Genomic DNA, 23,870 nt, shown 5'->3' with positions numbered 1-23,870 from the left:
GTCCCGGTCAGTCCAGGGCATTCCCGTCTTTGGCCTGCAACTCCCGCAGAGCCTTCTGCTCGGCCCTCTCGGCCTCGTGTTCTCGCTCGATGTTGCGCACCTGCTGCTCCGGCGGATCCTCGAGGAGGATCGAACCGGTACCCGGTGCGCCGGCGGAGCCGAGTTTGTTCATACGTTTCGGCAAGGCCGCGCCTTCGTAGGGCAGCGGGATCGGGTGACCGTGGTCGTCGACCGGGCCGAGTGGCTGGTGCACCTCGATGTACTCACCCTGCGGCAGGCGCCTGATGAGACCGGTCTCGATACCGTGGGCGAGGACCTGGCGGTCGCTACGCTGCAGGGCCAACGCCCACCGATAGGCGATGAAGTAGGCCAGCGGCGGCACGATGATCAGTCCGATCCGGCCCATCCACGTCGTCGCGTTCAGCGAGATGTGGAACTTCAAGGCGATGATGTCGTTCATACAGGACAGCGTCAGGATGATGTAGAACGACAGTGCCATGGCGCCGATCGCGGTCCGCACGGGGACGTCACGCGGACGCTGCAGCAGGTTGTGATGCGCGTCGTCGCCGGTCAGACGTTTCTCGATCCACGGGTAGGAGAACATGCCGGCGAACATCAACGTGATGATCACGACAACCCAGAAGATGGCCGGGATCGTGTAGTTGCCCAGGTAGAGCTCCCAGGCCGGCATGAGTCGGGCCAGACCGTCGGTCCACATCATGTAGATGTCCGGCTGGGAGCCGGCCGAGACGTGTGCCGGGTTGTACGGTCCGAGCACCCAGACCGGGTTGATCTGGAAGACGCCGGCCATGATCGCCAGGACACCGGTGGTGATGGCGAAGAATGCGCCCGACTTGACCGCGAACACCGGCAGGATGCGGACACCGACGACGTTCTTCTCGGTGCGACCGGGGCCGGGGAACTGGGTGTGCTTCTGATACCAGACCAGTGCCAGGTGAGCACCGATCAACGCCAGGATGATGCCCGGGAACAGCAGCACGTGCATCACGTACAGGCGTGGGATGATGATGTCGCCGGGGAACTGACCGCCGAACAGTGCCCAGTGAATCCAGGTACCGATCAGCGGGATGCCGAGGACGATGCCGCTCATCGCGGCGCGGACGCCGGTGCCCGACAGTAGGTCGTCGGGGAGCGAGTAGCCGAAGAAGCCCTCGAACATCGCCAGGATGAGCAGCAGGCAGCCGATGATCCAGTTGGCCTCGCGCGGACGGCGGAACGCACCGGTGAAGAAGATGCGCGCCATGTGGACGATGATCGACGCCGCGAACAGCAGGGCCGCCCAGTGGTGGACCTGTCGCACGAACAGACCGCCGCGCACCTCGAACGAGATGTTCAGCGTGGTCTCGTAGGCCCGCGTCATCATCACGCCGTTGAGCGGCTGGTAGGCGCCGTCGTAGACGACCTCACTCATCGACGGATCGAAGAACAGGGTCAGGTACACGCCGGAGATCAGCAGGATGATGAAGCTGTAGAGCGCGATCTCACCCAGCAGGAACGACCAGTGGGTGGGGAACACCTTGTTGATCTGCCGCCGGATTCCCGGAGCCATGTGGTAACGCGAGTCGACCTCTTCGGCCTGCGTCGCGAGACGGTCGGCGATGGTCATGATCTACGCTCCCAAAATGCCGGTCCGACGGGTTCGATGTAGTCGCCTGCGGCAACCATGTATCCCTGATTGTTCACCGTGATGGGCAGCTGCGCCAGTGCCCGCGCGGCCGGGCCGAACACCGGCTTCGCGTACTCGAGCGCATCGAACTGCGACTGGTGACACGGGCAGAGGATGCGATTGGTCTGCTGTTCGAACAGAGACGTCGGGCATCCGAGGTGGCTGCAGACCTTCGTGTAGGCGAAATAGTCGCCGTAGTTGAAGCTCTCCTGGCCCTTGCGCTTGATGGCGCGAGCCGCGTCCTCGGGACGCAGACGGATCAGCATCACCGGGTTGCTCACATAGCGCAGACCCTCGAGGAGCTTGTGCCGCGACTCCTCGGTCTCGCCGTAACCGTCGGAGACGCGCCACGGGAAGACGGTCTCCATGGCGCCGGCGTCGAGGTCCTCAGGGCGGACCAGGGCGACCTGGTACGGGTTACCCGTGTCGCGCCGCAGGAAGATGGTCTCGTTCGGATCGCTGGCCGGGTTGTAGATCGGTGACCAGCCGGTGTGCCACAGAGGGGCGTCGTCGCCCTTGGCCCACGGGTTCTTGATGATGCCGCCGAGGCCGGCGACCAGGCCGGTGAAGGCGAACGCACCGAGGCCGAAGGCGGCCGAACCGATGATCATCTTGCGGCGCGGCAGCGTCGACGTCGTCAGCGAGTTGTCGAGCTCGGCGGCGATGGTCTTCTTGTCGACCTCGGAGGAACCGCCATCATGGCGGTCCTGCACCGAGATCTCCGCGGGGATGAACTTCTTGGTGAAGATCACCATGCCGATACCGATGGACAGCACCGACAGTCCGAACGTCACACCCAGCAGGGGGGTGTTGAGGGTGTAGCGCCAGTAGTCCAGCGAATCCGGGAGGGCGAACTCCCAGTGATTCCAGATGAAGATGATGAAGCACGCCACCGCCGAGATCCCGGCAATGGTGAACCAGGCCGCGACCTGACGTTCCGCGCGTTTCTCGACCCCGCTGCCGGGCTCGGGGAACCGCTCGGCCCGGTGGATGATCTCCACCCCGTCGAGGTTGGTGCCGAGCTTGACCAGCTCCTCGTGACTCATCTGGTCGAGTTCGTCCTTCGACGGGTCGTTACCGCCGGTTGCACTCATGTCCGTGATCCCATCCACATTGCGGCGGCGACGATCGCCACAACTCCGACAACCCACATCACCATGCCCTCGCTGACGGGACCGAAGCCCCCCAGGCCCAGTCCGCCCTGCGGCTTGGATTCGGTGACGTATTTGATGAAGCCGATGATGTCCTTCTTCTCGTCGAGCGAGAGCTGACGGTTGGAGAACTTCGGCATGTTCTGCGGCCCGGTGAGCATCGCCGTGTAGATCTGCTGCTCCTCGACGCCGTCGAGCGCCGGGGCGAACTTGCCCGACGAGAGGGCGCCGCCGCGACCCGTGAAGTTGTGGCACGAGGCGCAGTTGAGCCGGAACAGCTCACTGCCGCGACCGAGGTTCTTCCCCCGTAGCGACTCCTGGGCCAGAACGGGGAGACCGTCCTCCATCTTCACCGAGCCATCCGCATTGCGTTCGTAGATGACCTGCGGGCCGCCACCTTCGGACTGCACATAGGCGCCGAGCTGATCGATCTGTGCCTTGGTGAACTTGGGGGGCTTGCGCAGGGCCTGCGCCTCGCCGCGGGCGGCGGGCATGCGGCCGGTGGAGACCTGGAAGTAGACCGCGGCGTCACCGACACCGAGCAGGGACGGTCCACGGTCGGCCACACCCTGCAGGTTCGCGCCGTGGCAGGTGATGCACGAGGTCTCGTAGAGCTTCTTGCCGTCGGCGATCAGCGCGGCATTGGACTCGTCGGCGACGGCGACCTGGGGCTTGGGGGTCAGGACCGACGCCAGCACCCCGGCGGTGAGGAGTCCGACGAACAGCAGCAGTGCGCCGCTGGCGCGGCGACGGAGCTTGCGCCGAGACTTGGCCTTGCGTGCCGATGAGGAGGCCTTGGTCGACTCGGCCACACCCGCGCCGGGTGTGCTGTCGGCGTCCACGTCGTCGCTATCCGACGGTCGCGGTGGAGATGAACTCATCTGTGACTCTCTACTAAGCGGACGGACTGTTGTGTGGTTGTGCTGCTCTCAGGCGGCCGTCGAGGCCACTACCTGATGAAGTAGATCGTTACGAAGAGGCCGATCCAGACGATGTCGACGAAGTGCCAGTAGTACGACACCACGATGGCGGCCGTGGCCTGTGCAGGTGTGAACTTCGAGAGTTTGGTGCGGATCAGCAGGAAGATGAACGCGACGAGTCCGCCGATCACGTGCATGCCGTGGAAACCGGTGGCCATGTAGAACACCGAACCGTATGCGCTCGACGAGAGCGTCGTGCCCTCGTGGACCAGGTGGTAGTACTCGTAGGCCTGACCGGCGACGAAGAACGACCCCATCAGGAAGGTCAGCACGTACCAGCGGCGCAGACCGAAGACGTCGCCGCGCTCCGCGGCGAACACACCCATCTGGCAGGTCACCGAGGACAGGATCAGCACCGTGGTCACGGGGATCGCCAGAGCGAGGTTCAGCTCGGTCGGCTCGGGTGGCCAACCGATGGTCGCATTGGCACGCGCGACGAAGTACATCGCGAAAAGTCCAGCGAAAAACATGAGCTCACTGGACAGCCACACAATGGTGCCGACGCTGACCATGTTGGGCCGGTTCAGCGAGTGCACGCGCGCGGTGATGGCTGTTCCTGAGGTACCTACAGCGCTAGTCACAAAATGAAGTATGACGGTTCGTAGTAAGCCCTGACCACTTGGGTCTCCAAATTGCTCGAAGGTTTTCTCCCGGCCCAGGTAGTGGCCTCGTGAATGCGGTCGTCGGCGTGTCCCACGGCATGGTTTGCTGGGTCTGTGGACGGCGATCGAGATGCGCCGCCGAGGGTCGCCTCGCCCCGGCGTGATCTGAACGGGCGCCCGGTGATCCCGGGCCGGTGGGAACGATTGCGCGCGAAACTGAGGACCGGCCGAGCAGACGCCTGTCTGGCGGGTGTCGATGCCGCAGATCTCGTCGTCGTCGCGGAGTCAGATGACGACGCGGTGGCGTCCTCGACGGTGCTCGACGCGGCCACCTGGCGGCCCGACGACGAAGTGGTGCTCCGTCATGTGCTGCGGCTCGCCGCGGATCGTGTGGACGAGGCCGCGCGGATCGCCGGACTCGACGGGTACGAGAGGCTCGACGCCGCCGACGCCGGCGACGTTTCGGACGACCCGGACACGGTTGTGCTCGTGCTGGCCCGACGACAACTTCTCGACGCGCTGCACCTGTCGCAGGAACGGTCTCGGATGGCCGGCCTCGGTGCGCGCCACGGTGGCACCGTGACCAGATGGCAGGTCCTGCAACGACCGGTGGCGCGTGGCTGACGCCGTCCCCACTACTGTTTGCACTGTGAGCAGCACGGACCCTTCCGCGTACACCTGGCCGCAGATTCTCGGGCGCGTCACCGACGGGATCGACCTGACCGTCGAGGAGGCCTCCTGGGCGATGAACGAGATCATGAGCGACGCCGCGACCGGTGCGCAGATCGCCGCGTTCGGCGTCGGCGTAAAGATGAAGGGAGCGGCGTCGGCGGAGTTGCGCGGGCTGGCGTCGGCGATGCTCGAGCACGCCACGCTCGTCGAGATCTCCCGGCCGGCGGTGGACGTCGTGGGTACGGGCGGCGATCGTTCGCACACCGTGAACATCTCCACGATGACCTCCGTGGTCATCGCCGCCGCCGGGATCCCGGTGGTCAAGCACGGCAATCGTGCGGCGTCGTCGAAGAGCGGCGGTGCCGACGTCCTCGAGGCGCTCGGGGTGTCGATCGGCCTGGGCGCCGCGGATGTGGCGCGATGTGTCGACGAGGTGGGGATCGGCTTCTGTTTCGCGCCGGTGTTCCATCCGGCCTTCCGGTTCACCGGTCCGCCCCGCAGTCAGATCGGCATCCCCACCGTCTTCAATGTGCTGGGTCCGCTGACCAATCCGGCACGACCCCGTGCGGGTCTCATCGGATGCGCATTCGTCGATCTCGCACCGGTGCTGGCGCAGTCGTTCGCCGAGCGGGGGAGTTCGGTGCTGGTTGTCCGCGGCGATGACGGGCTCGACGAGCTGACCACGACCACCACCTCGACGGTGTGGCAGGTGGTCGACGGCGACGTGCACCGGCTCACGCTCGATCCCGCAGATCTGGGCGTCGGTCGAGTGCAGCTGGCCGCGCTCCAGGGCGGGGACGCGACGGTGAACGCGGCGATCGCTCGCGACCTCTTCGCAGGCACACGCGGACCGGTGCGCGATGCGGTCCTGCTCAACGCCGCAGGAGCCATTGTCGCGTTCGAACAGCAGGCTTCGATGTCGGGAGCCGAGCTGACCGATGCCATGGGCGCGGCGATGGAGCGCGCGGCCGCCGCGATCGACAGCGGCGAGGCGACACGCGTGCTCGACCGCTGGGCGACGCTCAGTTCGGAGTTGTCCGCAGCGGCCCGCTGATCATCGCGCGGCTCGGCCGGCCGACGATCGGCGGGCGCGCGATCATTGCTCGCCGATGGAGAAGCCGCCCTCGACATCGGAACTGGAGTAGCTGCGAAATGCGATGTGCGTGGCGCTGCGGTTCACGCCGGGCAATCGGTTGATCTTGTCGGTGACCACGTCGGCGATCTGCTCATGATCGCGCACCTTGATCTTCGCGATCAGATCCACATCGCCGGCACAGGAGTACACCTCGGAGACGCCGGGGATGTCGGCCACGGCCTGCGCGGTCTCCGGGATCTGGTGGACGTCGGCGTGGATCAGGACGATGGCGGTGATCATGGTTGACACAGTAATGCGCGCCGCCGGACGTCTGTGCGCGGTGCGTGCCGGGCGCGTGCGACCGCGGGCGGTGGCCGCGGGGGTCGGTGCGGTCGGCGGGAGGGTGGGCTCGGTGAGGTCCGGGTCGGATCACTCTCGCAGGAGGTCACCCGGCGCGCCGGGGCGCCTCTCGGGCGGCACGCGCCGTCTGCGACCACGCCGACCATCGCTCGGCGCAGGCGCCGGGTAGCGCGAACGGTTCGGTGGTGGTGACGATCCGGGTACGGGGCGCGGTGACCCAGCGGTACAGAAGGCCGGCCTCCTCGGGTGGCGCCCCCCGCAGCGGGCCGGCGTCGGGTACGACCGTCTGGGCAGCGGAAATCAGCGTGTCCACCACGGGCATGGGCGGGATGCCCCGGCGGGCGACACCCGCACTGGCCAGGCGGCCGTATCGGATCACCGCCAGTTCCCATCCCCGATCATCGTCGGGGTGCGCCACCACCAGCTCGGCGATCGAACACAGCGCGCCGAGGCGCTGACACCGCGCGAGGGCGTCGATCGTCTCCGACACGCGGTCCCGGTGGCGCGCGGCACTCTCGAACATCTGAGCCTCGGACAGTCGCGCGAGTCGCTCGGTCAGTGTGATGAGGGCGGCATCCGAGTCGCCGGACAGCAGATCGCGTGTGGTGGACACGCGCGGCAGGTAGTCGGGCAGTGTCAGTGGACGGTCGGACGCGGCGTCACATCCACCGATGCGTGGGCCGCCGGCCGCCTCGGAACGGCACCAATGGTGTGATGCGGATCCCAATCGTGTTGTGCAGCTGCGCAATCCCGTGGCCTGGGAGATCAGTTCAGCGATGGTGGTGGCAGATGTGCGATTTCCGATCGGCCCGATGCAGTCCTCGGTGGGTGTCCGGGAGACCTTGAGGCGCGGAAAGCGCTCGGCGGTCAGCACGACCCACCAGCCGCGGTGCGGTTGGGTCGAGCGGCGGTTGTAGGCAGGAGCATGGGCGGCCAGAAGCCGCAGTTCGCGGACGCCGGCTTCGAGGGCGTGGGCGCACTCCACGTGGTCGACACGCGTCGCCAGGTTCACCATCTCGCCGATGCGTCGGCGGGGGTCGTTTCCGGTGAAGTACGACATCACCCGACGCCGCAGGTTGACCGTGGTGCCCACGTAGAGCACCTCATCGGACGGCCCGCGGAACATGTAGACGCCTGGGAGTGACGGAAGATCCTGCGCCAGAGCGCGTTTGGCGCGCAGGCGCGTCGTCTGGCGCGGAAGGTACGCGGTGAGCTCGCCATAGGTCGACACGCCCTGGTTGCCGACGCGCTCGAGCAGGCGATGAAAGACCTCGACGGTGGCCCGTGCGTCGTCGAGGGCTCGGTGCGTGGGGCGGACCGTGACGTCGAACAGGTCCGCGAGTGCGGACAGCCGGACCGTCGGCGCCTCGTCGCGGCTCAGGATCCGGCGGGCCATGGTGACCGTGCAGAGGCTGATGTCGAAGGGCCAGTCGATTCCGAGTCGCGCCGCGTTCTGCCGCAGAAAGCCCATGTCGAACCGCGCGTTGTGGGCCACCAGGATCGAACCGCGGGCGAACTCCACGAAGGACATGAGGACCTCGCCGATCGCCGGTGCGTCACTGACCATGGCCTCGGTGATGCCGGTGAGGGTGACGATCTTGGGCGGGATGGGGCAGCCGGGGTCGACGAGAGTGGCGAACTCACCGAGCACCTCACCGCCGCGGATCTTCACGGCCCCGATCTCGGTGATGCGGTCTGCGGTGGCGCTGCCACCGGTCGTCTCGAGGTCGACCACGACCAACGTGGTGTCGAACAGCGAGCGATCCGAGAAGTCGTCGCCGTCGTCGAGGTCCGCGAAGGTGAGTTGTCCGCCGGTCCCGGCCGATGAGTGCACCACGGTTGCGAACATTAGTTCGACGTAACGACAGATTCGGATGTGACAGGCGGGGAGGGTGTGATTTCACCCGTTGTCGGTGTCGCCCGGCCGGATCTGTCGGTGCGGGTTCCTACTCTCCTTCACATGTGACGCATGGCGCCGATCGTCCGGTTTGACGGCCGTCGACATGCCCACCGACTCAAATGAGATGGAGATCACACATGTACGTAGACTGCCAGACCTGCCCGGTCCGTCCGGTCGCCTGCGACGGGTGCATGATGCAGGTGCTGTTCGACCCTCCCAACTGCGAAAACCCCACCGGTGAAGGTGGAGGAAAGGTCACGGAAACGGCGGCCTCCGCCGACGCTGCGATCGACGCCGCGATCGATGTTTTCGTCTCCGCTGCAATGGTCACCAGAGACTCTGCAGTATCTGCAAGAAAAGGAAAAACTGCAGTTCAGAGTGGCGTTTCTGAGCGTCGTCTCCGGATATTGCGGGCTGGGTGAGTCGGACTCGGATTTCGGGGCCCCGAGGGTCGGTGGACAGACCCGCATCCGATTTCGTAACCTTTCCGAGACCTTTCAGAGCGTCCCGCTCCAACAGGAGTGGTCTGGACAGGTCACCGCTCAATCGCCCTCTGGGCGAACCGGGGAACCATCAGTTTTCGGAGCGATCCGAATTGGGGTGAATCGCGCATGCCCGGCGACGTGTCACGCGTCGTCGAGTCTGCCGTGTAGGGCCATTCTTCCGGCCCGAACCCGACAGCTAACTCGGTAGGCGGTCGAAGGGAGAGCAAGGAGAAGTCGCTTCGTGGCCAAACATCGTTTGGAGCAGCCCAACCGCGGCAGCAAGGTAGCCAAGCGCGCGGTCGTCGCAGGGTCGATCACCGTCGGCTCGCTGGCAGCTGTCGCCGGCCCGGCGCTCGCAGCGCCCGTGCAAATGCCGAACCTCGGCAGTTTCGAGCTTCCTGGGGTCGATACCAAGCAGGTCCCCCAGCAACCCAAGGCCACGCCGGCGGCCAAGTCGCCCGGCGCCAGCGTCGAGATCCCGAATCTCGGCACCTTCACCGTGCCCGGCCTCAACGGTGATCAGATCCCGCAGCAGTTCCGGCCCAAGGGTGGTGGCGGCCTGCTCGGCGCCCAGCCCACCGCGGCGCAGAAGGCCGTCCGGGTCGCCGAGAGCAAGATCGGCTCACCGTATTCATACGGTTCCGCCGGCCCGAACGCTTTCGACTGCTCGGGCCTCGTCTACTACTCGTACAAGCAGGCCGGTAAGACCATTCCGCGCGACAGCTACGGACAGCTGGGCGGCGGACGTCCGGTGGCATCGATCGCGCAGGCCAAGCCCGGCGACGTGCTGATCTTCAACGGGGGCGGGCACGCGGGCCTCTACGTCGGTAACGGGACCTTCGTGCACGCGTCGACCTACGGTGTGCCGGTGAAGAAGGACAAGGTGAGCAACTGGTCGGTCACCGGGATCCGACGCTACTGAGCATCGGCCACGATGTGAGCTTTGTTGGGCGGACCGCGCGAACTGCGTGGTCCGCCCAACCAGATCACCAGGGCCCTCGATGATCCGACACGGTCATCGGGCCTGGTGCCGGGGGGTTATCGGTGGAGGAGAAGTGACAAGCGTGGTAGCCGGATGGTCGCCCGCACGCAAGCGGTCCGTGCCGGCGATGCTCGCGGCCGCGGTGATGGTCTCGATCTTGTCGCTGTGTCAACTGGTCTCGGCGGGCGGGGCGGGTGATGCCTCGGCCGCGCCGGTTCGCACACCGGACCAGTTGCTGACGCAGTACAAGAAACTCAGCGACGCCGCCGAGCAGTCGGCCGAGGCGATGCACAATGCCAAGATCGAGTACGACAAACAGCGTGCCATCGTGGCAGATGCGAAGAAGGCGTCCGCTGAGGCGGATCGAAACCTGACGTCCACCGAGCAGCGCCTGGAGAGCTATCAGGACCGTGTCGACTCGGTGGTCCGCGCCAGTTACAAGGGTGCGCGGGTCAACCGGCTCTACGCGGTGCTGGTGAGTGACTCGCCGCAGTCGTTGCTCGACCAGATGTCCGGCCTCGAGCTGATCTCCCGCCAGGCGGCGCACGATCTGCAGGGTCTGAAAGACGCGCGCCGCACGACGCTGGCGGCGAAGGCGGCCGCCGACAAGACCGCGGCCGATGCCACAACCGCGGTGGCTGCCGCGGAGAAGACCCGTGGGGAACTCCAGGCCAAGCAGGCCAACCTCCAGCTGCAGGCGATCCAGATCCGAGCCGTGTACGAGTCGATGACCGGCAAGCAGCTCGCCGCGCTGCGGGGACCCAAGTTCGATTTCGACCCTCGCTTCATCCCGAAGGGCACCTCGCCCGAACTCGTCGCCGTCCAGGCGGCGCTGACCCGCATCGGTGATCCCTACGTATGGGGTGCGACGGGCCCGAACTCCTTCGACTGCTCGGGCCTGATGGTCTGGGCCTACCGTCAGGCAGGCAAGACCCTGCCACGTTCGAGCGAAGCCCAGATGGGTGCCGGCCGACCGGTCGACCGCAAGGACCTGCAGCCGGGCGACCTCATCATCTATTACCCGACCGCACATCACGTCGGCATGTACGTCGGCGACGGGTATGTGATCCACGCATCCACGTTCGGTGTGCCGGTGAAGGTCGTCCCGATCGATGATGCCGGACCGTACAACACCGCCCGCCGGTACTGAGTGACGCTTCGCATGGGCGCGTACGGGTGATCGGCGCCGACCTACCCCGCCGAATGTGGACCGCGCCGATGTCGATCGGCCTCGCTGTACTCGTGGCGGCGGGGACGGCCGGCTGTACGGATGCGCAGACCGCGGTCAGTCCATCGAGCAGCACGACGACCACGACGACTGCGGTCAACGTCTTCGAAGAGCAACGCGCGGCCGGGGTGCAGAGCACTCTCGATGACCTGAGTGCCGCGATCCTTGCCGGTGACGGGGCGCGCCTGGCCCCACTCATCGATCCGGCGGCGTCACCGGCCTTTCGCGCTCGCCTGCAGGTCGCGGCAGCCGATTTCTCCGGCCGCGTCGTGCACGCCGAGACAGCGGCGAGCAGGTCGGCCGCGCCGACCGCCGAGTCGTCGGCGCCCCGGTCGCCGGCGTCACGTTCGGCTGCGTCACGGCCGCCTGCATCGCCGTCATCGCGTGCGCCGGTTCCGCCACGCGGCACGGCGCTGCGACTCAAGGAGTTTCGCTACGAGATCGCGCCCACCAACGAGGCCGAGGTTCTTGTTCCGCCCGCTCTGCAGGGGCGACTGGACGCACAGGGCAGCTCGGACTCCTGGGTGGCGCCGGTGGAGCTGCACTATGCGCTCGGTGGTGCCACGACGCCGGGCGTCGACGAACCCGACATCATGGTGGACCTGCAACTCGTGATGGCGCGGTATGGCGACGACTGGAAGGTCGTCGGGGATTCCACGGCGATCGGCGGTACCGCGCCACCCACCCAGATGTGGGATCTGCCCGGACTCGCCGCCTCCGATGTCCACACCGGCGGCGGCACGTCGGTCATCACGTCCTACGCCGGCACCGATTCCGAGGTTGCCAAGGTGCGCCGGTTGCTGCCCGGCGCTGTGGCCTCGGTCACCGACTTCTGGGGGGATGACTGGCCTCAGCGGGCAGTGGTGGTCGCCACGCAGACGCCGGAGCAGTTCCGTCTCCTGTCGGGGAGTGCCGGCACCGACGTCACCGGGGCTGCCGCGGGAACCGTCTTCACACGCGTGGACACCGATGCCCGCGAAGCGGTCGGGCAGCGCGTGATCCTGACCCCGAGCTCGGCTGACCTCCCGGAACCTGCACTCGGGGTGGTGTTACGTCACGAACTGACCCACGTCGCGGCGCGGGTCAGCACGTCGCCCGGCGCCCCCTTGTGGATCACCGAGGGAGTGCCCGAGTACGTCGGTCGCAAGGGCACCTACGTGCGTTTCGACGATGCGGCACCGAATCTGGCCACGCGGATCCGCGCGGGTGAGGTTCCGGCCGACCTGCCCGAGGATCGGGACTTCGCCGTGGACTCCGACGAGGCGCTGGTGGCGTATCAGTCCGCGTGGTCGATCGCCCGGTATGTGGCGGGTCGCTTCGGCGACGACAAACTCAAGGCACTGTACCTGGGTGTCGCCGGCACCGATGACCGGCGGCGGCAGGATCAGGCCGTGTCCGATGCACTGGGCGTGTCACGCGTCCAGCTGGTCAGCTCATGGCGCCGATGGTTGACTGCTCAGGAGCGATGATGCATCGGACGCTGTTGATCACCAACGATTTCCCGCCCCGCCCGGGCGGAATACAGTCCTACCTGCAGAACCTGATCGACCTGCTGCCGCCGGAGGACGTGGTCGTATACGCGCCACGGTGGCGTGGCCACGAGGAATTCGACGCACAGCAGCCGTACACCGTGGTACGGCACCCGACAACCCTGATGCTGCCGACCCCGCTGGTCGCGCGTCGGGCGGCCAAGATCATACGGTCTCATGGCATCTCGACCGTCTGGTTCGGCGCTGCGGCCCCTCTCGCGACGCTCGCGCCCGCGGTTCGTCGGGCCGGTGCACGACGCGTGGTCGCGAGTACCCACGGCCACGAGGTCGGATGGTCGATGTTGCCGGTGGCGCGGCAGGTCCTCACCTTCATCGGTGGCCACGCCGATGTGGTCACCTTCGTCAGTCGGTACACCCGCGGACGGTTCGCCGCGGCGTTCGGTGCGCAGGCGGCGCTCGAATACCTGCCCCCGGGCGTGGACGCTTCCCGGTTCGCGCCGGATCCTCAGGCGCGTCAACGCGTTCGGCAGCAGCTCGGTCTCGGTGACCGGCCGACCGTGCTCTGCCTGTCGAGATTGGTGCCCCGTAAGGGACAGGACGTGTTGATCCGTGCATTGCCGCTGATCCGCCGGGAGATCGGTGACGTGGCACTCGTGATCGTCGGCGGGGGACCGCATGCGGCCGCTCTGCGGGACCTGGCCGATGAATGCGGTATGTCCGAACACGTCTGGTTCACGGGCTCGGTCCCGTCGGCCGAGCTACCGGCCTACCACAACGTCGCCGACGTCTTCGCCATGCCGGCCAGGACGCGGGGCGGCGGACTCGACGTCGAAGGCCTCGGCATCGTCTACCTCGAGGCGTCGGCCACGGGTGTGCCGGTGGTCGCGGGGAACTCGGGTGGAGCCCCGGAGACCGTGGTCGAAGGGGTCACCGGAACCGTCGTCGATGGCACCGACATCGACGCCGTCGCGATGGCGATCACCGCGATCCTCGCGGACCCGGCCGCCGCAGCGGAGATGGGTGCGCGCGGACGTGAGCACGTGCTCGAGACGTGGCAGTGGCGGTTCATCGCCGCCCGGTTGCGACAGCTGCTGTGAGCTACTTGGCGTAGATCGCGTCGATGTCGTCAGAGAACTTGTCCACCACCACATTCCGCTTCACCTTCAGAGTCGGGGTCATCTCTCCGGTCTCCTCGGTGAAGTCGTCGGGCAGGATACGGAACTTCTTGATCGCCTCCGCATGCGAGACGGTCTGGTTGGCGGCGTCGACAGCGTCCTGAACCTCGGCCCGCAGGTCGGGGTCGTCGCTCAGCTCGCCGACGGTGGCATCGGCGGGTTTGCCGTTGCGTTCCTTCCACGCGGGGAACGTCTCGGGATCGATCGTGACAAGTGCGGCGATGAACGGCTTCATGTCGCCGATCACCAGGGCCTGGGAGACGAGTGCGTTGGCGCGGATGACGTCTTCGAGCCCGGCGGGTGACACATTCTTGCCTCCGGCGGTCACGATCAGTTCCTTCTTGCGGCCGGTGATGGTGATGAAGCCGTCGTCGTCCACGTTTCCGAGGTCGCCGGTGTGGAACCAGCCATCCTCCAACGCAGCCGCCGTCGCCTCCTCGTTATGCCAGTACCCGCCGAACACCACGCCGCCGGACAACATCACCTCGCCATCCTCGGCGACCCGAACACTGTTGCCGGGCAGCGGCTTCCCCACCGTGCCGACTTTGACCTCGCCCGGGGTGTTGACGCTGAAGGCGGCGGTCGTCTCGGTCAGTCCATATCCCTCGTACACCGGTACGCCGATCCCTCGGAAGAAGTGGCCCAGGCGCGCCCCGAGTGGCGCGCCGCCGGAGATCGCCGCCTCGCACCGGCCTCCGAGCGCGGCCCGCAACTTGCCGTAGACCAGCCGATCGAACAGTGCGTGCTTGAGTTTGAGGATCGGCCCGACCGATCCCCGTTCGGTCGCCGAGGAGTAGTCGATGGCGACATCGACGGCGATGTCGAAGATTTTTCCCTTGCCGTCGTCGTGGGCTTTCTGGCGTGCGCTGTTGTACACCTTCTCGAAGACCCGTGGCACCGAGAGAATCATCGACGGCGCGAACGTCGCGAACTCGTCGACGAGGGTCCGGGTGTCGGCATGGTGCCCGACCTCGACGCCGGACTCGATGGCGACCAGTGTGATCGCACGTGCGAGCACGTGTGCCAGCGGCAGGAACATCAACAGTCGCTTGTCGGGCCCGAGCAGGGTGGTCATGGTGCTCTGTCGCACTCCCTCGATCTCGGAGAGCATGTTCGCGTGGGTCAGTTCGCAGCCTTTGGGGCGGCCCGTCGTGCCGGACGTGTAGATCAGGGTCGCCGGGTCGGCCGCATGAACCGTTGATCGGCGTTTGAGGACCTCGTCGTCCTGTATCTCCGCGCCCGCCTTCTCGAGTCGGGCGATGGCACCGTCACCGTCGGCGACGTCGATCTGGAACACCCGGACCGACCCGAGACCATCGATCCCGTCGAAGATCTCGCGGTGGCCGGCGTCCTCCACGATGATCGTGCTCGCATCGGAGTCCGCCATGATCCATTCGATCTGGGGGCCCGAGGACGAGTCGTAGATGGGGACCGTGATCGCGCCGGCGGACCAGATCGCGAAGTCGATGAGATTCCACTCGAGACGCGTCCGCGACAGCAGCGCGACGCGGTCGCCGGGTGCGACGCCCTCGGCGATCAGTCCCTTCGCTATCGCAGTGATCCGGGCCGCGGCGTCGGCGGCGGTGACCGGCGTCCAGTCCGAGCCCACCTTGCGTCGGAACACCACCTTGGTCGGCTCGGACTCGGCGATGCGGAAGATGATGTCGGTGCAGTTCGCATTCTCCGGGATGGAGAACCGAGCCGGGACACTGAACTCACTCATCGATGTACCTTTCGCCGACGATTCACTTCAGCGATGGTAGTCCCGGCTCCGTCGGCGAATGTGCGGTCCCACGAGGTGTCTGTCCCGAGATCGCCCGAGTATGTGAAGCTAGTGATCGTGACGAGCATTCAGGTGGCCGATGAGACCTTCGTCGCCGCTGCACCGTCCTTGGTGGCGGAGGTTGTCGGTGACCAGGCCAGTTGGCGACGCTGGTGGCCAGATCTGCGTCTGCGCGTGACCGAGGACCGAGGCGCGCAGGGTGTGCGGTGGAAGGTCGACGGCGCGGTGACGGGCACCATGGAGATCTGGTGTGAGCCGGTCATGGACGGATTCGTCCTGCACTATTTTCTGCACGCCGAGCCCCGGGGCGCGTTGCCCGACGACGCGCGTGCCAGGGCGACAGCGCTGGCGGCTGCGAACCGGGACCGACGTGCAGCCGGAAAACTGATGTCCTTCGAGGTGAAGGAGCGTCTCGAGTCGGGTCGGCGGGTCGGTGGTCCCGCGATCATCGACGAGGACGCCCAGACCACGGATCAGGCGGTGCGATGATGGCAGACCACACCGAGCAGTCGATCGTGATCAATGCGGACGCCGCGGACATCATGGCCGTGATCGCCGACTTCGAGCATTACCCCGCATGGGTGACCGCCGCACGCGAGGTCGAGGTCACCGAGACCGGGGACGATGGCCACCCCAGTGAGGTCCGCTTCGTTTTGGACGCGGGTGTGCTCCAGGACACCTACGTCCTGGCCTACGAGTGGGATCGCGACGGCCGGGCGGTGTCGTGGCGTCTGGTGAGCAGCGACCTGCAACGCGATCAGCGGGGCCGATACGTTCTCTCGCAGCAGGTTCCGGGGTCGACGAAAGTGACCTACGAATTGATGGTGGATCTGCTCGTGCCGATGATCGGCCAGTTGAAGCGTCGCGCCGAGAAGGCGATCACCGAGACCGCGCTCAACGACTTGAAGAAGAGGGTCGAAGGCTGATCGATCTCACGCCCATCCATGTGGTGATCGGGCCGGGTGGTGCCGGGGTCTCGGTGACCGCGGCTTCTGGCGCGCTGGGGCGGTCCGGGGCCGGTCCGCGTGGCCGGGAGCGCAGCGCTGCGTCACTGGTACCCGAGCACGACACGTTGCTCGTCACCGTGGACCGGATCTCGCCGACGGCGCGGATGCTCGGAGTCTTTCGGAACTCCGACGAACCGGTCGCCGTCTCGGCGCATCTGCATCTGTTGTCGCTGGACAGTCTGGTGCTGCTCGAGCACACCTGGACGGATTTCACGACCGTGTTGTCGGAGACGCTTGCCCGATCGAGGGTGTCGTTGCCGGGTGTGGGCATGTTGTCCGAGATCGCCGCCGAAGAGCTCGCGGCGTTACCCGGCATCGAGGATTTCCTCGTGTTACGCCGCATCCGGGACGAGGCGATCAGCGGTCAGTGGCGGCGCATCGTCGTCGATGCCTCCGGATTCGGCGACCCGTTCGAGTTCCTGCGCGCCTCGTCGGTGCTGAGTCAGGCTCTGAATCGGCTGTGGCCCAGGCATCGTCGGCTCGCGGCGGCGGCGGAACGGCCGGTGATGGCACAGTTGACATCGGCCGTGGACGCCATCGATCGAGATTGTCTCGACATCACCGAATTGGTGACCGACGCGCACAGCGTCGCCGTTCATGTCGTGGTCGGTGCCGACGATCGCGGTGAGCGACTGTTGCCTCATTTTCTTGCCACGTCCGACGTGATGGGCCTGGCATTGCGATCGGTCATGGTCAACGGCGGCGTCGGGGGTGAGGATGCCAGTGGTTGTGAAGAGCGCATCACCCGCATACGGTCGGTGGTGCAGGCCGACGGGGGACACGTCACGTGCACGGCCGTGCATCGTGTCGAGCAGCAGATCGATCGAGCAGCGCGGCTCCGGAAGTTGGGGGTCACCCTGCCGCTCCCCGACGGGCGGCGATGCGGTTCCGGTGCGGCGCAGGTGACGGACTCTGGTCCGGGAGACGGCGCGGGTTCGGATCGGGTGTTCGAACTCACCTGGCGGCAGCGACTTCCCGAACCCGAGGGGTTGCAGTTGGGGCGGTCGGGCGACGATCTGCTGGTGACGGTGGGCGGATTCCGACATCCGGTACGCCTGCCATCGGTGCTGCGTCGCTGCGTCGTCGTGGACGCGGCGTGGGACGGGACCGACATCAGGATCCGGTTCGCCCCCGACCCGGCACTGTGGCCCCAGGGCCGCTGACGCCCGACACGCTGCGCCCGCGGCGTCACGTACACTACTGCCCAGCCGGACAGGAGAGCTGCCCAGATGACCTCGGACGACACGACCGGGCGTGGCGACGACAACGTCGCAGGACACGCCCATCGAGCCGGAGGCGACCGTTCCCATCGAGCCGGAGGCGACCGTTCCCATCGAGCCGGAGGCGACCGTTCCGGGCGCTCGGGAGCCGCGGCGGGGGACCCGGTTCGTGACTTCCTGCTGGGCCTGGCGACACAGATCGATCAGCTCGCCACGGTCTTCGGGGGTTCGGGGTCGCGGAGCGCGGCCAGTGCGGGCGTGCCGACCGAGGCTGCGACGATCATCGATCTCTCCGGCGAGATCACCGGGTTGCTCAGCGAGTTGGGCGACCTGCTCGCACGTCTCATCGCGGCCCTGATCGCGGTTCTCGAGGCGATGGCGAACGCATTGCGGTCCACGCCGCCCACGGCGCCGGGCGGTGCCCCGCACTATCAGCCGATCTCGGTGCGGTTTGACGTGACCAATCCGTCCGCGAATGTTCGCCGACCGGACCTCGAAGGTGAGAACTGATGGGGGACTTGACCATCGGCATCGATATCGGCGGAACAAGCGTGCGCGCCTCCGTCGTCGACGACCACGGTGCGATGCTCGACACCCTGCGCGCGGCGACACCGCCGACGGCAACCGCGCTCGAGCACTGTCTGGACCGGCTGGTGGGGGAACTGACCTCACGGTGGGCGGCCAAGGGTGTGGGCTTGGCCATCGCCGGCTTCCTCACCCCGGACCGGCGGGTCATCCGCTTCGCTCCGCACCTGCCGTGGCGCGAGGCGGCGGTCGCGGAGGACATGACGGCCCGCATCGGTATCCCGGTGTTCGCCGAGCACGATGCGAACGCCGCGGCCGTGGCCGAGTGGCGTTTCGGTGCGGCGGCACGCGGCAAGAACTCGCTGGTGCTGGCGATCGGCACGGGAATCGGTGCCGGCCTGCTGCTCGACGGCGAGATCTATCGGGGCAGCTTCGGAGTGGCCCCCGAACTCGGGCACCTGACGGTGGTCCCGAACGGCCGGGTGTGTTCCTGCGGGAAGCTCGGTTGCTGGGAAAGATATTGCAGTGGAACGGCATTGGTCGACACCGTGCTGGAGCTGCTGGCCGATGGCGACTGGGGTCGCAGCCAGCTGGCGGCCGACGTGGCGGCCGATCCCGGTGCGCTCACCGGACGTCGGGTGGCAGGTGCGGCCGCCGACGGAGACGCGGTCGCGCTGGCGGCATTCGCACAATTCGCCGCATCCCTCGGTCAGGGGCTGGCCATGATCGCCGACATCTTCGACCCCGACCTCATCGTCCTGGCCGGCGGTGTCGGCGCGGCATCGGGCCTCTTCCTCGATGAGGCGCGGGAACATTACGCGCGGTTGGTGACCGGTGCCGGGCACCGTCAGCTCGCGCGGATCCGAGGCACCCAACTCGGCGAGAGTGCAGGTGTGATCGGCGCGGCAGAAGTTGCGCGCCAAGGAATCAGGGCTGCCGCAGGGGAGACGGTGCGCAGCCGAACCTGAGGATGTGTATCGTTTCTGCGGGTAAGGTCTGAGGCGGCGGCGAGCGACGAGGTTCGGAGTCTTTCGATGTGGTACTACACGTTCAAATATGTGCTGCTCGGGCCAATTCTGCGAGTCCTCGGCCGGCCGCGGATCGAGGGTCTGGAGAACATCCCCGCGCGGGGTGCGGCCATTCTCGCCAGCAACCATCTCGCTGTCATGGACAGTTTTTACCTGCCGTTGATGGTGAATCGGCGGATCTACTTTCTCGCCAAGAGCGAATACTTCACCGGCACCGGTCTCAAGGGTGCCTTTCAGCGCTGGTTCTTCTCTGCGGTCGGCCAGATCCCGATCGACCGTTCGGGTGCCGAGGCCGCCGCGGGCGCGCTGACCGCCGCGCGACGCCAGCTCGAGGCCGGCGAGATGATGGGGATGTATCCGGAGGGCACCCGGTCGCCCGACGGGCGGTTGTACAAGGGCAAGACCGGGCTGGCCCGGATCGCGCTCGACACCGGCGTCCCGGTGATCCCGGTGGCCATGATCAACACCGAGAAACTGAATCCCCCGGGATCGATCATCCCGCGTCCCGCACGAATCGTCGTGAAGATCGGCAAGCCGCTGAACTTCGCCCGCTACGAGGGGATGCAGGGCAACCGATTCATCGAGCGCGCTGTCACCGACGAGATCATGTACGAGCTGATGCAGCTGTCCGGTCAGCAATACGTCGACATCTACGCCGCGTCGCTCAAGGAGAAGAAGGCGAAGCCGGTCGCCTCCGCGGCCGCCTGAGCTACCCGAGCATTGTGGGGCCTGGCGAGCAACGGGCGGGTGTCGTTGTCGCGGTCCCTGAGGGGCCTGGCGAGGTACGGGTGCGGTGTCGACCCCCGGTCCCTGAGGGGCCTTGCGAGGTTCGGGTGCGGTGTCGACCCCCGGGTCCCTGAGGAGCCTCGCGAGGTTCGGGTGCGGTGTCGACCCCCGGTCCCTGAGGGGCCTGGCGAGGTTCGGGTGCGGTGTCGACCCCCGGGTCCCTGAGGAGCCTGGCGAGGTTCGGGTGCGGTGTCGACCCCCGGTCCCTGAGGGGCCTTGCGAGGTTCGGGTGCGGTGTCGACCCCCGGTCCCTGAGGAGCCTCGCGAGGAACGAGCGAAGCGTCACGAAGGGCGGCCACACTCGCACATGTGCCGGTGCCTCAGCTCGGCACCGCAGGGGCCGCCGCGCGCTTCCGATCAACCGGCGCGGATACCCGTCTCGTGTCGGCGACGTCGCGTTCGGTGAGATGCGGGGGCAGCAGCCAGACGACGAGCAGGACAGCCAGGCCCCACAAGGTGTAGGAGTTGCCGATCAGGTGGTCGATGATCGACCACTGTCGCACCACCGGCGACAGGAACTGGAACGGGCCGAGTGAGAAGATCACGACACCGAGGACCGTGACCATCCCGTACGCGACCTGCGTGCGGCGGTCGGTGCTGCGCGCGGCGACCACGGCGGAGACGATGATCGTGGGAACGGCCCAGACCCAATGGTGCGCCCACGATGTCGGGGACACGAGCAGCCCCCAGATCGCGGTGACACAGGTGACCAGCACCGCCGCGACACCCGCGCTCGGGTCGGTGCCGAGGCGGCCCGTCGACGGGTTCGTGCCGATGTCGCGGAGTCGTGCGAAGGCGGTGACGGGTTTGCAGGAGCGTGCGGCGACGAGTGCGAGCACGGTCACCACCACCGAACTGGTCACCCACAGGAGCAGTTCGGTCGACTCCGCCCGCGGCACGAGCCGGATCCACATAGCGTTGAGATTCTGGTTGATCCGGCCCGCCGGATCGCCGATCCGGGTCGTGTGGAACAGGGTGTGCGTCCAGTAGTCGACGGAGTCAGAGGGCAGCCAGATCCAGGCCAGCGCGGCGGCGCCGACGAATGCACCGACCGCGGCGGTCGCAGCGCGCCACTGACGAGCTGCGCAGAAGACGCTGACGAAAACCAGCGGAGTGAGTTTGACCGCGGCGGCGATGCCCGTGAGCACTCCGCGCAGCGGCCCGGCGGGTCGGGCGCGGCCTCGGCCGACGATGAAGATGTCGACGACGATCAGCGCCATCAGGATGACGTTGATCTGTCCGAATCCCAAGGTCATCCAGAGCGGGTTGAACCAGAGCGCAGGAGTGGCGATCACCAGGGCCGCCCACCACCGATTCGTGCGGGTACCGACCGACAGCACAGTGAGGACGATGTGGTTGACCACGACGACCAGCCCGACCGTCAGCAGCGACATCAGCAGACCGGCGAGGCCGAGCCCGAGCGCCCCCAACGGGACGAATCCGATCGCCGCGAACGGGGGATAGGTGAAGGGGAGCCAGATGCCGTCGCTGGTGAACGGCATCGAGCCATCCGCGTAGAGACTCTGGCCGTGCTGCCAGATCTGTGCGCCGAGGCGGTAGACGTCGAGGTCGATGCGGGTGCGGGTGCCGAAACTCGACGTGAACGGGACGCCCACGATCTGAAGGGTGGCCGACACCCCGAACGCCGCGGCGATGAGCGCGCGGGCCCGTGTCGACGGCGCCCATCGGCGCAGCCGGGTGTCGGCCTCGGACAGTGCAGTCATGGTCTCGGCAATTCTCCGCTCACATGATGTGTGAATACTGAAGGGTATGCGGTTCTTCTACGACTCGGAGTTTATCGAGGACGGCACCACCATCGAACTCATATCTATCGGTGTCGTCGCCGAGGACGGACGGGAATACTATGCCGTCTCCACCGAGTTCGACCCCGCGCGGGCCGGTGACTGGGTGAGGACCAACGTGTTGCCCAAACTACCGTCACCCGCGGCGAAGGTCTGGCGCAGCCGTTCACAGATTCGCGACGAGCTCCTCGAGTTCCTCACCGAGACCGGTGACGACGTCGAGCTGTGGGCGTGGGTCGGGGCGTATGACCACGTCGTGCTGTGTCAACTGTGGGGCCCGATGACGGCTCTACCTCGGGCGATACCGCGGTTCACCCGCGAACTGCGTCAGCACTGGGAGGCGGCGGGAAGTCCGGCGCTGCCACCGTCACCCCGTGATGCCCACGACGCCCTCACCGACGCGCGTCACAACTGGCGAAAGTGGCAGGCGATCGAGTCGTCTCGTCACTGATCGGCGGCCACGAGGCCGACGACCCTCGCTGTGGGCGTCGCCCGGACTCCACTACCCTGTATCCGTGGTGACCAACTGGACCGTAGACGTTCCGATCGAGGACCTCCCGGAGCTCCCGCCGCTGCCCGGCGACCTGCAGAGCCGCTTCGACGATGCCCTCGCCCGTCCGGCGCTGCAGCAGCCGAGTTGGCCGGCCGACGAGGCCCGCAAGATGCGGACCGTGCTCGAGAGCGTCCCGCCGATCTGCATGCCGGTCGAGGTCCGGTCCCTGGCCGATCAGCTTGCCGAGGTCGCCCAGGGTCGTGCGTTCCTGCTGCAGGGTGGCGACTGCGCGGAGACCTTCGTCGACAACACCGAGCCGCACATCAAGGGCAACATCCGGACCTTGTTGCAGATGGCCGTCGTCCTGACCTACGGCGCCAGCATGCCGGTCGTCAAGGTGGCCCGCATCGCCGGCCAGTATGCGAAGCCCCGGTCCTCGGACACCGACGCTCTCGGACTGCCGTCTTACCGCGGCGACATGGTCAACGGTTTTCCCGCCGACGAGGTCACCCGTGTCCACGACCCCTCGCGACTGGTGCGCGCGTATGCGAATGCCGCTGCCGCGATGAATCTGGTTCGGGCGCTGACCGGTTCGGAGGCGGACCTGCGTCGTGTCCATCTCTGGAACCGGCAGTTCGTGCGTACGTCCCCCGCGGGTGCGCGCTATGAGGCGCTCGCGTCCGAGATCGACCGCGGCCTGCGCTTCATGGATGCGTGCGGCGTGACCGACTCGAACCTGGATTCGGCGTCCATTTTTGCCTCGCACGAGGCGCTGGTCATCGACTACGAACGGGCCATGCTGCGCCTGGCCGACGACCCGGACAACGCCGACGAGAAGGTCCTCTACGATCTGTCGGCGCATTTCCTGTGGATCGGTGAGCGGACCCGGCAACTCGACGGGGCGCACATCGCGCTGGCCGAGCTGATCAGCAACCCGGTCGGTGTCAAGATCGGGCCGACGACCACACCCGAGCAGGCTGTCGAATACGTCGAGCGACTCGATCCCCACAACCGTCCCGGGCGGCTCACCCTCGTCGCCCGGATGGGCAACAACAAGGTGCGCGACGTGTTGCCTGCGATCGTGTCCGCGGTCGAGGCGACCGGGCACAAGGTGATCTGGCAGTGCGATCCCATGCACGGCAACACGCACGAGGCGTCCACCGGCTACAAGACCCGCCACTTCGACCGCATCGTCGACGAGGTGCAGGGGTTCTTCGAGGTGCACCGCGCGTTGGGTTCTCATCCCGGCGGCGTGCACATCGAGCTGACCGGTGAGGACGTGACCGAGTGTCTCGGTGGCGCCCAGGACATCTCCGACCTCGACCTGGCCGGACGCTACGAGACGGCGTGCGATCCGCGACTGAACACCCAACAGTCGCTCGAACTGGCCTTCTTGGTCGCCGAGATGCTCCGCGGCTGAGTCTCTCGTCCACAGATCC

General features: G+C 66.9%; 22 protein-coding genes and 1 riboswitch. Of the genes, 14 read left to right on the top strand and 8 right to left on the bottom strand.

All coding sequences use genetic code 11. The annotated features are described in order from the left end of the window. Positions 1-7: 7 nt before the first annotated feature. The 4 genes from qcrB to ctaE all read right to left on the bottom strand — a co-directional run bounded on the left by qcrB (position 8) and on the right by ctaE (position 4,399). The gene (gene qcrB / locus AC4AMJ_RS10400; RefSeq protein ID WP_489896170.1) at positions 8-1,627 is read right to left on the bottom strand and encodes a cytochrome bc1 complex cytochrome b subunit; all 1,620 of its coding nucleotides are present in this window, start codon (positions 1,625-1,627) and stop codon (positions 8-10) included. Then, positions 1,624-2,781, bottom strand: a complete 1,158-nt coding sequence (gene qcrA, locus AC4AMJ_RS10395; RefSeq protein WP_489896169.1) for a cytochrome bc1 complex Rieske iron-sulfur subunit — start codon at positions 2,779-2,781, stop codon at positions 1,624-1,626. Before qcrA ends, qcrB begins: the two co-directional genes overlap by 4 nt. Continuing rightward, positions 2,778-3,719: a cytochrome bc1 complex diheme cytochrome c subunit gene (gene qcrC, locus AC4AMJ_RS10390; protein WP_489896168.1), complete on the bottom strand. Its 942-nt coding sequence runs from the start codon at positions 3,717-3,719 to the stop codon at positions 2,778-2,780. The genes qcrA and qcrC overlap by 4 nt, the downstream gene beginning before the upstream one ends. Positions 3,720-3,787: 68 nt before the next feature. Further along, positions 3,788-4,399, bottom strand: coding sequence for an aa3-type cytochrome oxidase subunit III (ctaE, locus tag AC4AMJ_RS10385; RefSeq protein WP_489896167.1), 612 nt, complete (start codon positions 4,397-4,399; stop codon positions 3,788-3,790). A gap of 135 nt (positions 4,400-4,534) precedes the next feature. Here ctaE and AC4AMJ_RS10380 point away from each other — a divergent pair, with 135 nt between their 5' ends. Beyond that, positions 4,535-5,044: a hypothetical protein gene (locus AC4AMJ_RS10380; protein WP_489918003.1), complete on the top strand. Its 510-nt coding sequence runs from the start codon at positions 4,535-4,537 to the stop codon at positions 5,042-5,044. Between the two features lie 25 nt (positions 5,045-5,069). After that, entirely contained in the window at positions 5,070-6,146 is a 1,077-nt protein-coding gene (gene trpD, locus AC4AMJ_RS10375) for an anthranilate phosphoribosyltransferase (protein WP_489896165.1), read from the top strand. A 42-nt stretch (positions 6,147-6,188) separates the two neighbouring features. Here the strand turns inward: trpD and AC4AMJ_RS10370 are convergent, their stop codons facing one another. Together AC4AMJ_RS10370 and AC4AMJ_RS10365 are read right to left on the bottom strand one after the other, a co-directional pair. Beyond that, positions 6,189-6,467: an Lrp/AsnC family transcriptional regulator gene (locus AC4AMJ_RS10370; protein ID WP_489896164.1), complete on the bottom strand. Its 279-nt coding sequence runs from the start codon at positions 6,465-6,467 to the stop codon at positions 6,189-6,191. 145 nt (positions 6,468-6,612) lie between these two features. Then, a complete protein-coding gene (locus AC4AMJ_RS10365; protein WP_489918002.1) occupies positions 6,613-8,376 on the bottom strand; it encodes a DEDD exonuclease domain-containing protein in 1,764 nt (587 codons plus the stop codon). A 580-nt stretch (positions 8,377-8,956) separates the two neighbouring features. Beyond that, a riboswitch (cyclic di-AMP (ydaO/yuaA leader) is annotated at positions 8,957-9,139 on the top strand. Positions 9,140-9,153: 14 nt separating this feature from the next. On the opposite strand from AC4AMJ_RS10365, the gene AC4AMJ_RS10360 reads away from it, so the two are divergent. The 4 genes from AC4AMJ_RS10360 (at position 9,154) to AC4AMJ_RS10345 (ending at position 13,709) form a co-directional block, all read left to right on the top strand. Then, a complete protein-coding gene (locus tag AC4AMJ_RS10360) occupies positions 9,154-9,834 on the top strand; it encodes a C40 family peptidase (protein ID WP_489896162.1) in 681 nt (226 codons plus the stop codon). A 187-nt stretch (positions 9,835-10,021) separates the two neighbouring features. Next, entirely contained in the window at positions 10,022-11,044 is a 1,023-nt protein-coding gene (locus AC4AMJ_RS10355) for a C40 family peptidase (RefSeq protein WP_489900944.1), read from the top strand. Positions 11,045-11,112: 68 nt separating this feature from the next. Then, the gene (locus AC4AMJ_RS10350; protein ID WP_489918001.1) at positions 11,113-12,591 is read left to right on the top strand and encodes a RodZ family helix-turn-helix domain-containing protein; all 1,479 of its coding nucleotides are present in this window, start codon (positions 11,113-11,115) and stop codon (positions 12,589-12,591) included. Beyond that, positions 12,591-13,709 (top strand): glycosyltransferase family 4 protein, encoded by a 1,119-nt coding sequence (locus AC4AMJ_RS10345; RefSeq protein WP_489918412.1) that lies wholly within the window; start codon positions 12,591-12,593, stop codon positions 13,707-13,709. Before AC4AMJ_RS10350 ends, AC4AMJ_RS10345 begins: the two co-directional genes overlap by 1 nt. Before the next feature lies 1 nt (position 13,710). On the opposite strand, the gene AC4AMJ_RS10340 is transcribed toward AC4AMJ_RS10345, so the two are convergent. After that, positions 13,711-15,510, bottom strand: coding sequence for an AMP-dependent synthetase/ligase (locus tag AC4AMJ_RS10340; RefSeq protein ID WP_489918000.1), 1,800 nt, complete (start codon positions 15,508-15,510; stop codon positions 13,711-13,713). Between the two features lie 102 nt (positions 15,511-15,612). Here AC4AMJ_RS10340 and AC4AMJ_RS10335 point away from each other — a divergent pair, with 102 nt between their 5' ends. The 6 genes from AC4AMJ_RS10335 to AC4AMJ_RS10310 all read left to right on the top strand — a co-directional run bounded on the left by AC4AMJ_RS10335 (position 15,613) and on the right by AC4AMJ_RS10310 (position 20,058). Further along, complete coding sequence (locus AC4AMJ_RS10335) at positions 15,613-16,059, top strand: hypothetical protein (RefSeq protein ID WP_489896159.1); 447 nt, start codon at positions 15,613-15,615, stop codon at positions 16,057-16,059. Continuing rightward, the gene (locus tag AC4AMJ_RS10330; protein ID WP_489896158.1) at positions 16,059-16,496 is read left to right on the top strand and encodes an SRPBCC family protein; all 438 of its coding nucleotides are present in this window, start codon (positions 16,059-16,061) and stop codon (positions 16,494-16,496) included. The genes AC4AMJ_RS10335 and AC4AMJ_RS10330 overlap by 1 nt, the downstream gene beginning before the upstream one ends. A 20-nt stretch (positions 16,497-16,516) precedes the next feature. Further along, entirely contained in the window at positions 16,517-17,740 is a 1,224-nt protein-coding gene (locus AC4AMJ_RS10325; protein ID WP_489917999.1) for an ArsA family ATPase, read from the top strand. Between the two features lie 66 nt (positions 17,741-17,806). Further along, positions 17,807-18,307, top strand: a complete 501-nt coding sequence (locus AC4AMJ_RS10320) for a hypothetical protein (protein WP_489917998.1) — start codon at positions 17,807-17,809, stop codon at positions 18,305-18,307. After that, positions 18,307-19,290: an ROK family protein gene (locus AC4AMJ_RS10315; protein WP_489896155.1), complete on the top strand. Its 984-nt coding sequence runs from the start codon at positions 18,307-18,309 to the stop codon at positions 19,288-19,290. Before AC4AMJ_RS10320 ends, AC4AMJ_RS10315 begins: the two co-directional genes overlap by 1 nt. Positions 19,291-19,356: 66 nt before the next feature. Continuing rightward, entirely contained in the window at positions 19,357-20,058 is a 702-nt protein-coding gene (locus tag AC4AMJ_RS10310; protein WP_489896154.1) for a lysophospholipid acyltransferase family protein, read from the top strand. 398 nt (positions 20,059-20,456) lie between these two features. On the opposite strand, the gene AC4AMJ_RS10305 is transcribed toward AC4AMJ_RS10310, so the two are convergent. After that, positions 20,457-21,860 (bottom strand): glycosyltransferase 87 family protein, encoded by a 1,404-nt coding sequence (locus AC4AMJ_RS10305; RefSeq protein WP_489917997.1) that lies wholly within the window; start codon positions 21,858-21,860, stop codon positions 20,457-20,459. A gap of 46 nt (positions 21,861-21,906) precedes the next feature. Here AC4AMJ_RS10305 and AC4AMJ_RS10300 point away from each other — a divergent pair, with 46 nt between their 5' ends. Both AC4AMJ_RS10300 and AC4AMJ_RS10295 read left to right on the top strand, forming a co-directional pair. Beyond that, positions 21,907-22,389 carry a polyadenylate-specific 3'-exoribonuclease AS gene (locus AC4AMJ_RS10300; protein ID WP_489896152.1) on the top strand — a complete coding sequence of 161 codons (483 nt, stop codon included), beginning with the start codon at positions 21,907-21,909 and terminating at the stop codon, positions 22,387-22,389. 67 nt (positions 22,390-22,456) lie between these two features. Next, a complete protein-coding gene (locus tag AC4AMJ_RS10295; protein WP_489918411.1) occupies positions 22,457-23,851 on the top strand; it encodes a class II 3-deoxy-7-phosphoheptulonate synthase in 1,395 nt (464 codons plus the stop codon). The last annotated feature ends 19 nt before the right edge of the window (positions 23,852-23,870 follow it).

Source organism: Gordonia sp. LMA484, from assembly GCF_058129505.1.
Note: the sequence above shows the minus strand (reverse complement) of the source record. Positions and strands in the feature narration are given on the sequence as shown.

Coding starts and splice junctions, on each gene's coding strand:
- qcrB (WP_489896170.1), bottom strand. CDS start 1,627: ATGACCATCGCCGACCGTCTCGCGACGCAGGCCGAAGAGGTCGACTCG.
- qcrA (WP_489896169.1), bottom strand. CDS start 2,781: ATGAGTGCAACCGGCGGTAACGACCCGTCGAAGGACGAACTCGACCAG.
- qcrC (WP_489896168.1), bottom strand. CDS start 3,719: ATGAGTTCATCTCCACCGCGACCGTCGGATAGCGACGACGTGGACGCC.
- AC4AMJ_RS10370 (WP_489896164.1), bottom strand. CDS start 6,467: ATGATCACCGCCATCGTCCTGATCCACGCCGACGTCCACCAGATCCCG.
- AC4AMJ_RS10365 (WP_489918002.1), bottom strand. CDS start 8,376: ATGTTCGCAACCGTGGTGCACTCATCGGCCGGGACCGGCGGACAACTC.
- AC4AMJ_RS10355 (WP_489900944.1), top strand. CDS start 10,022: ATGCTCGCGGCCGCGGTGATGGTCTCGATCTTGTCGCTGTGTCAACTG.
- AC4AMJ_RS10350 (WP_489918001.1), top strand. CDS start 11,113: ATGTCGATCGGCCTCGCTGTACTCGTGGCGGCGGGGACGGCCGGCTGT.
- AC4AMJ_RS10345 (WP_489918412.1), top strand. CDS start 12,591: ATGCATCGGACGCTGTTGATCACCAACGATTTCCCGCCCCGCCCGGGC.
- AC4AMJ_RS10340 (WP_489918000.1), bottom strand. CDS start 15,510: ATGAGTGAGTTCAGTGTCCCGGCTCGGTTCTCCATCCCGGAGAATGCG.
- AC4AMJ_RS10330 (WP_489896158.1), top strand. CDS start 16,059: ATGGCAGACCACACCGAGCAGTCGATCGTGATCAATGCGGACGCCGCG.
- AC4AMJ_RS10320 (WP_489917998.1), top strand. CDS start 17,807: ATGACCTCGGACGACACGACCGGGCGTGGCGACGACAACGTCGCAGGA.
- AC4AMJ_RS10315 (WP_489896155.1), top strand. CDS start 18,307: ATGGGGGACTTGACCATCGGCATCGATATCGGCGGAACAAGCGTGCGC.
- AC4AMJ_RS10310 (WP_489896154.1), top strand. CDS start 19,357: ATGTGGTACTACACGTTCAAATATGTGCTGCTCGGGCCAATTCTGCGA.
- AC4AMJ_RS10305 (WP_489917997.1), bottom strand. CDS start 21,860: ATGACTGCACTGTCCGAGGCCGACACCCGGCTGCGCCGATGGGCGCCG.
- AC4AMJ_RS10300 (WP_489896152.1), top strand. CDS start 21,907: ATGCGGTTCTTCTACGACTCGGAGTTTATCGAGGACGGCACCACCATC.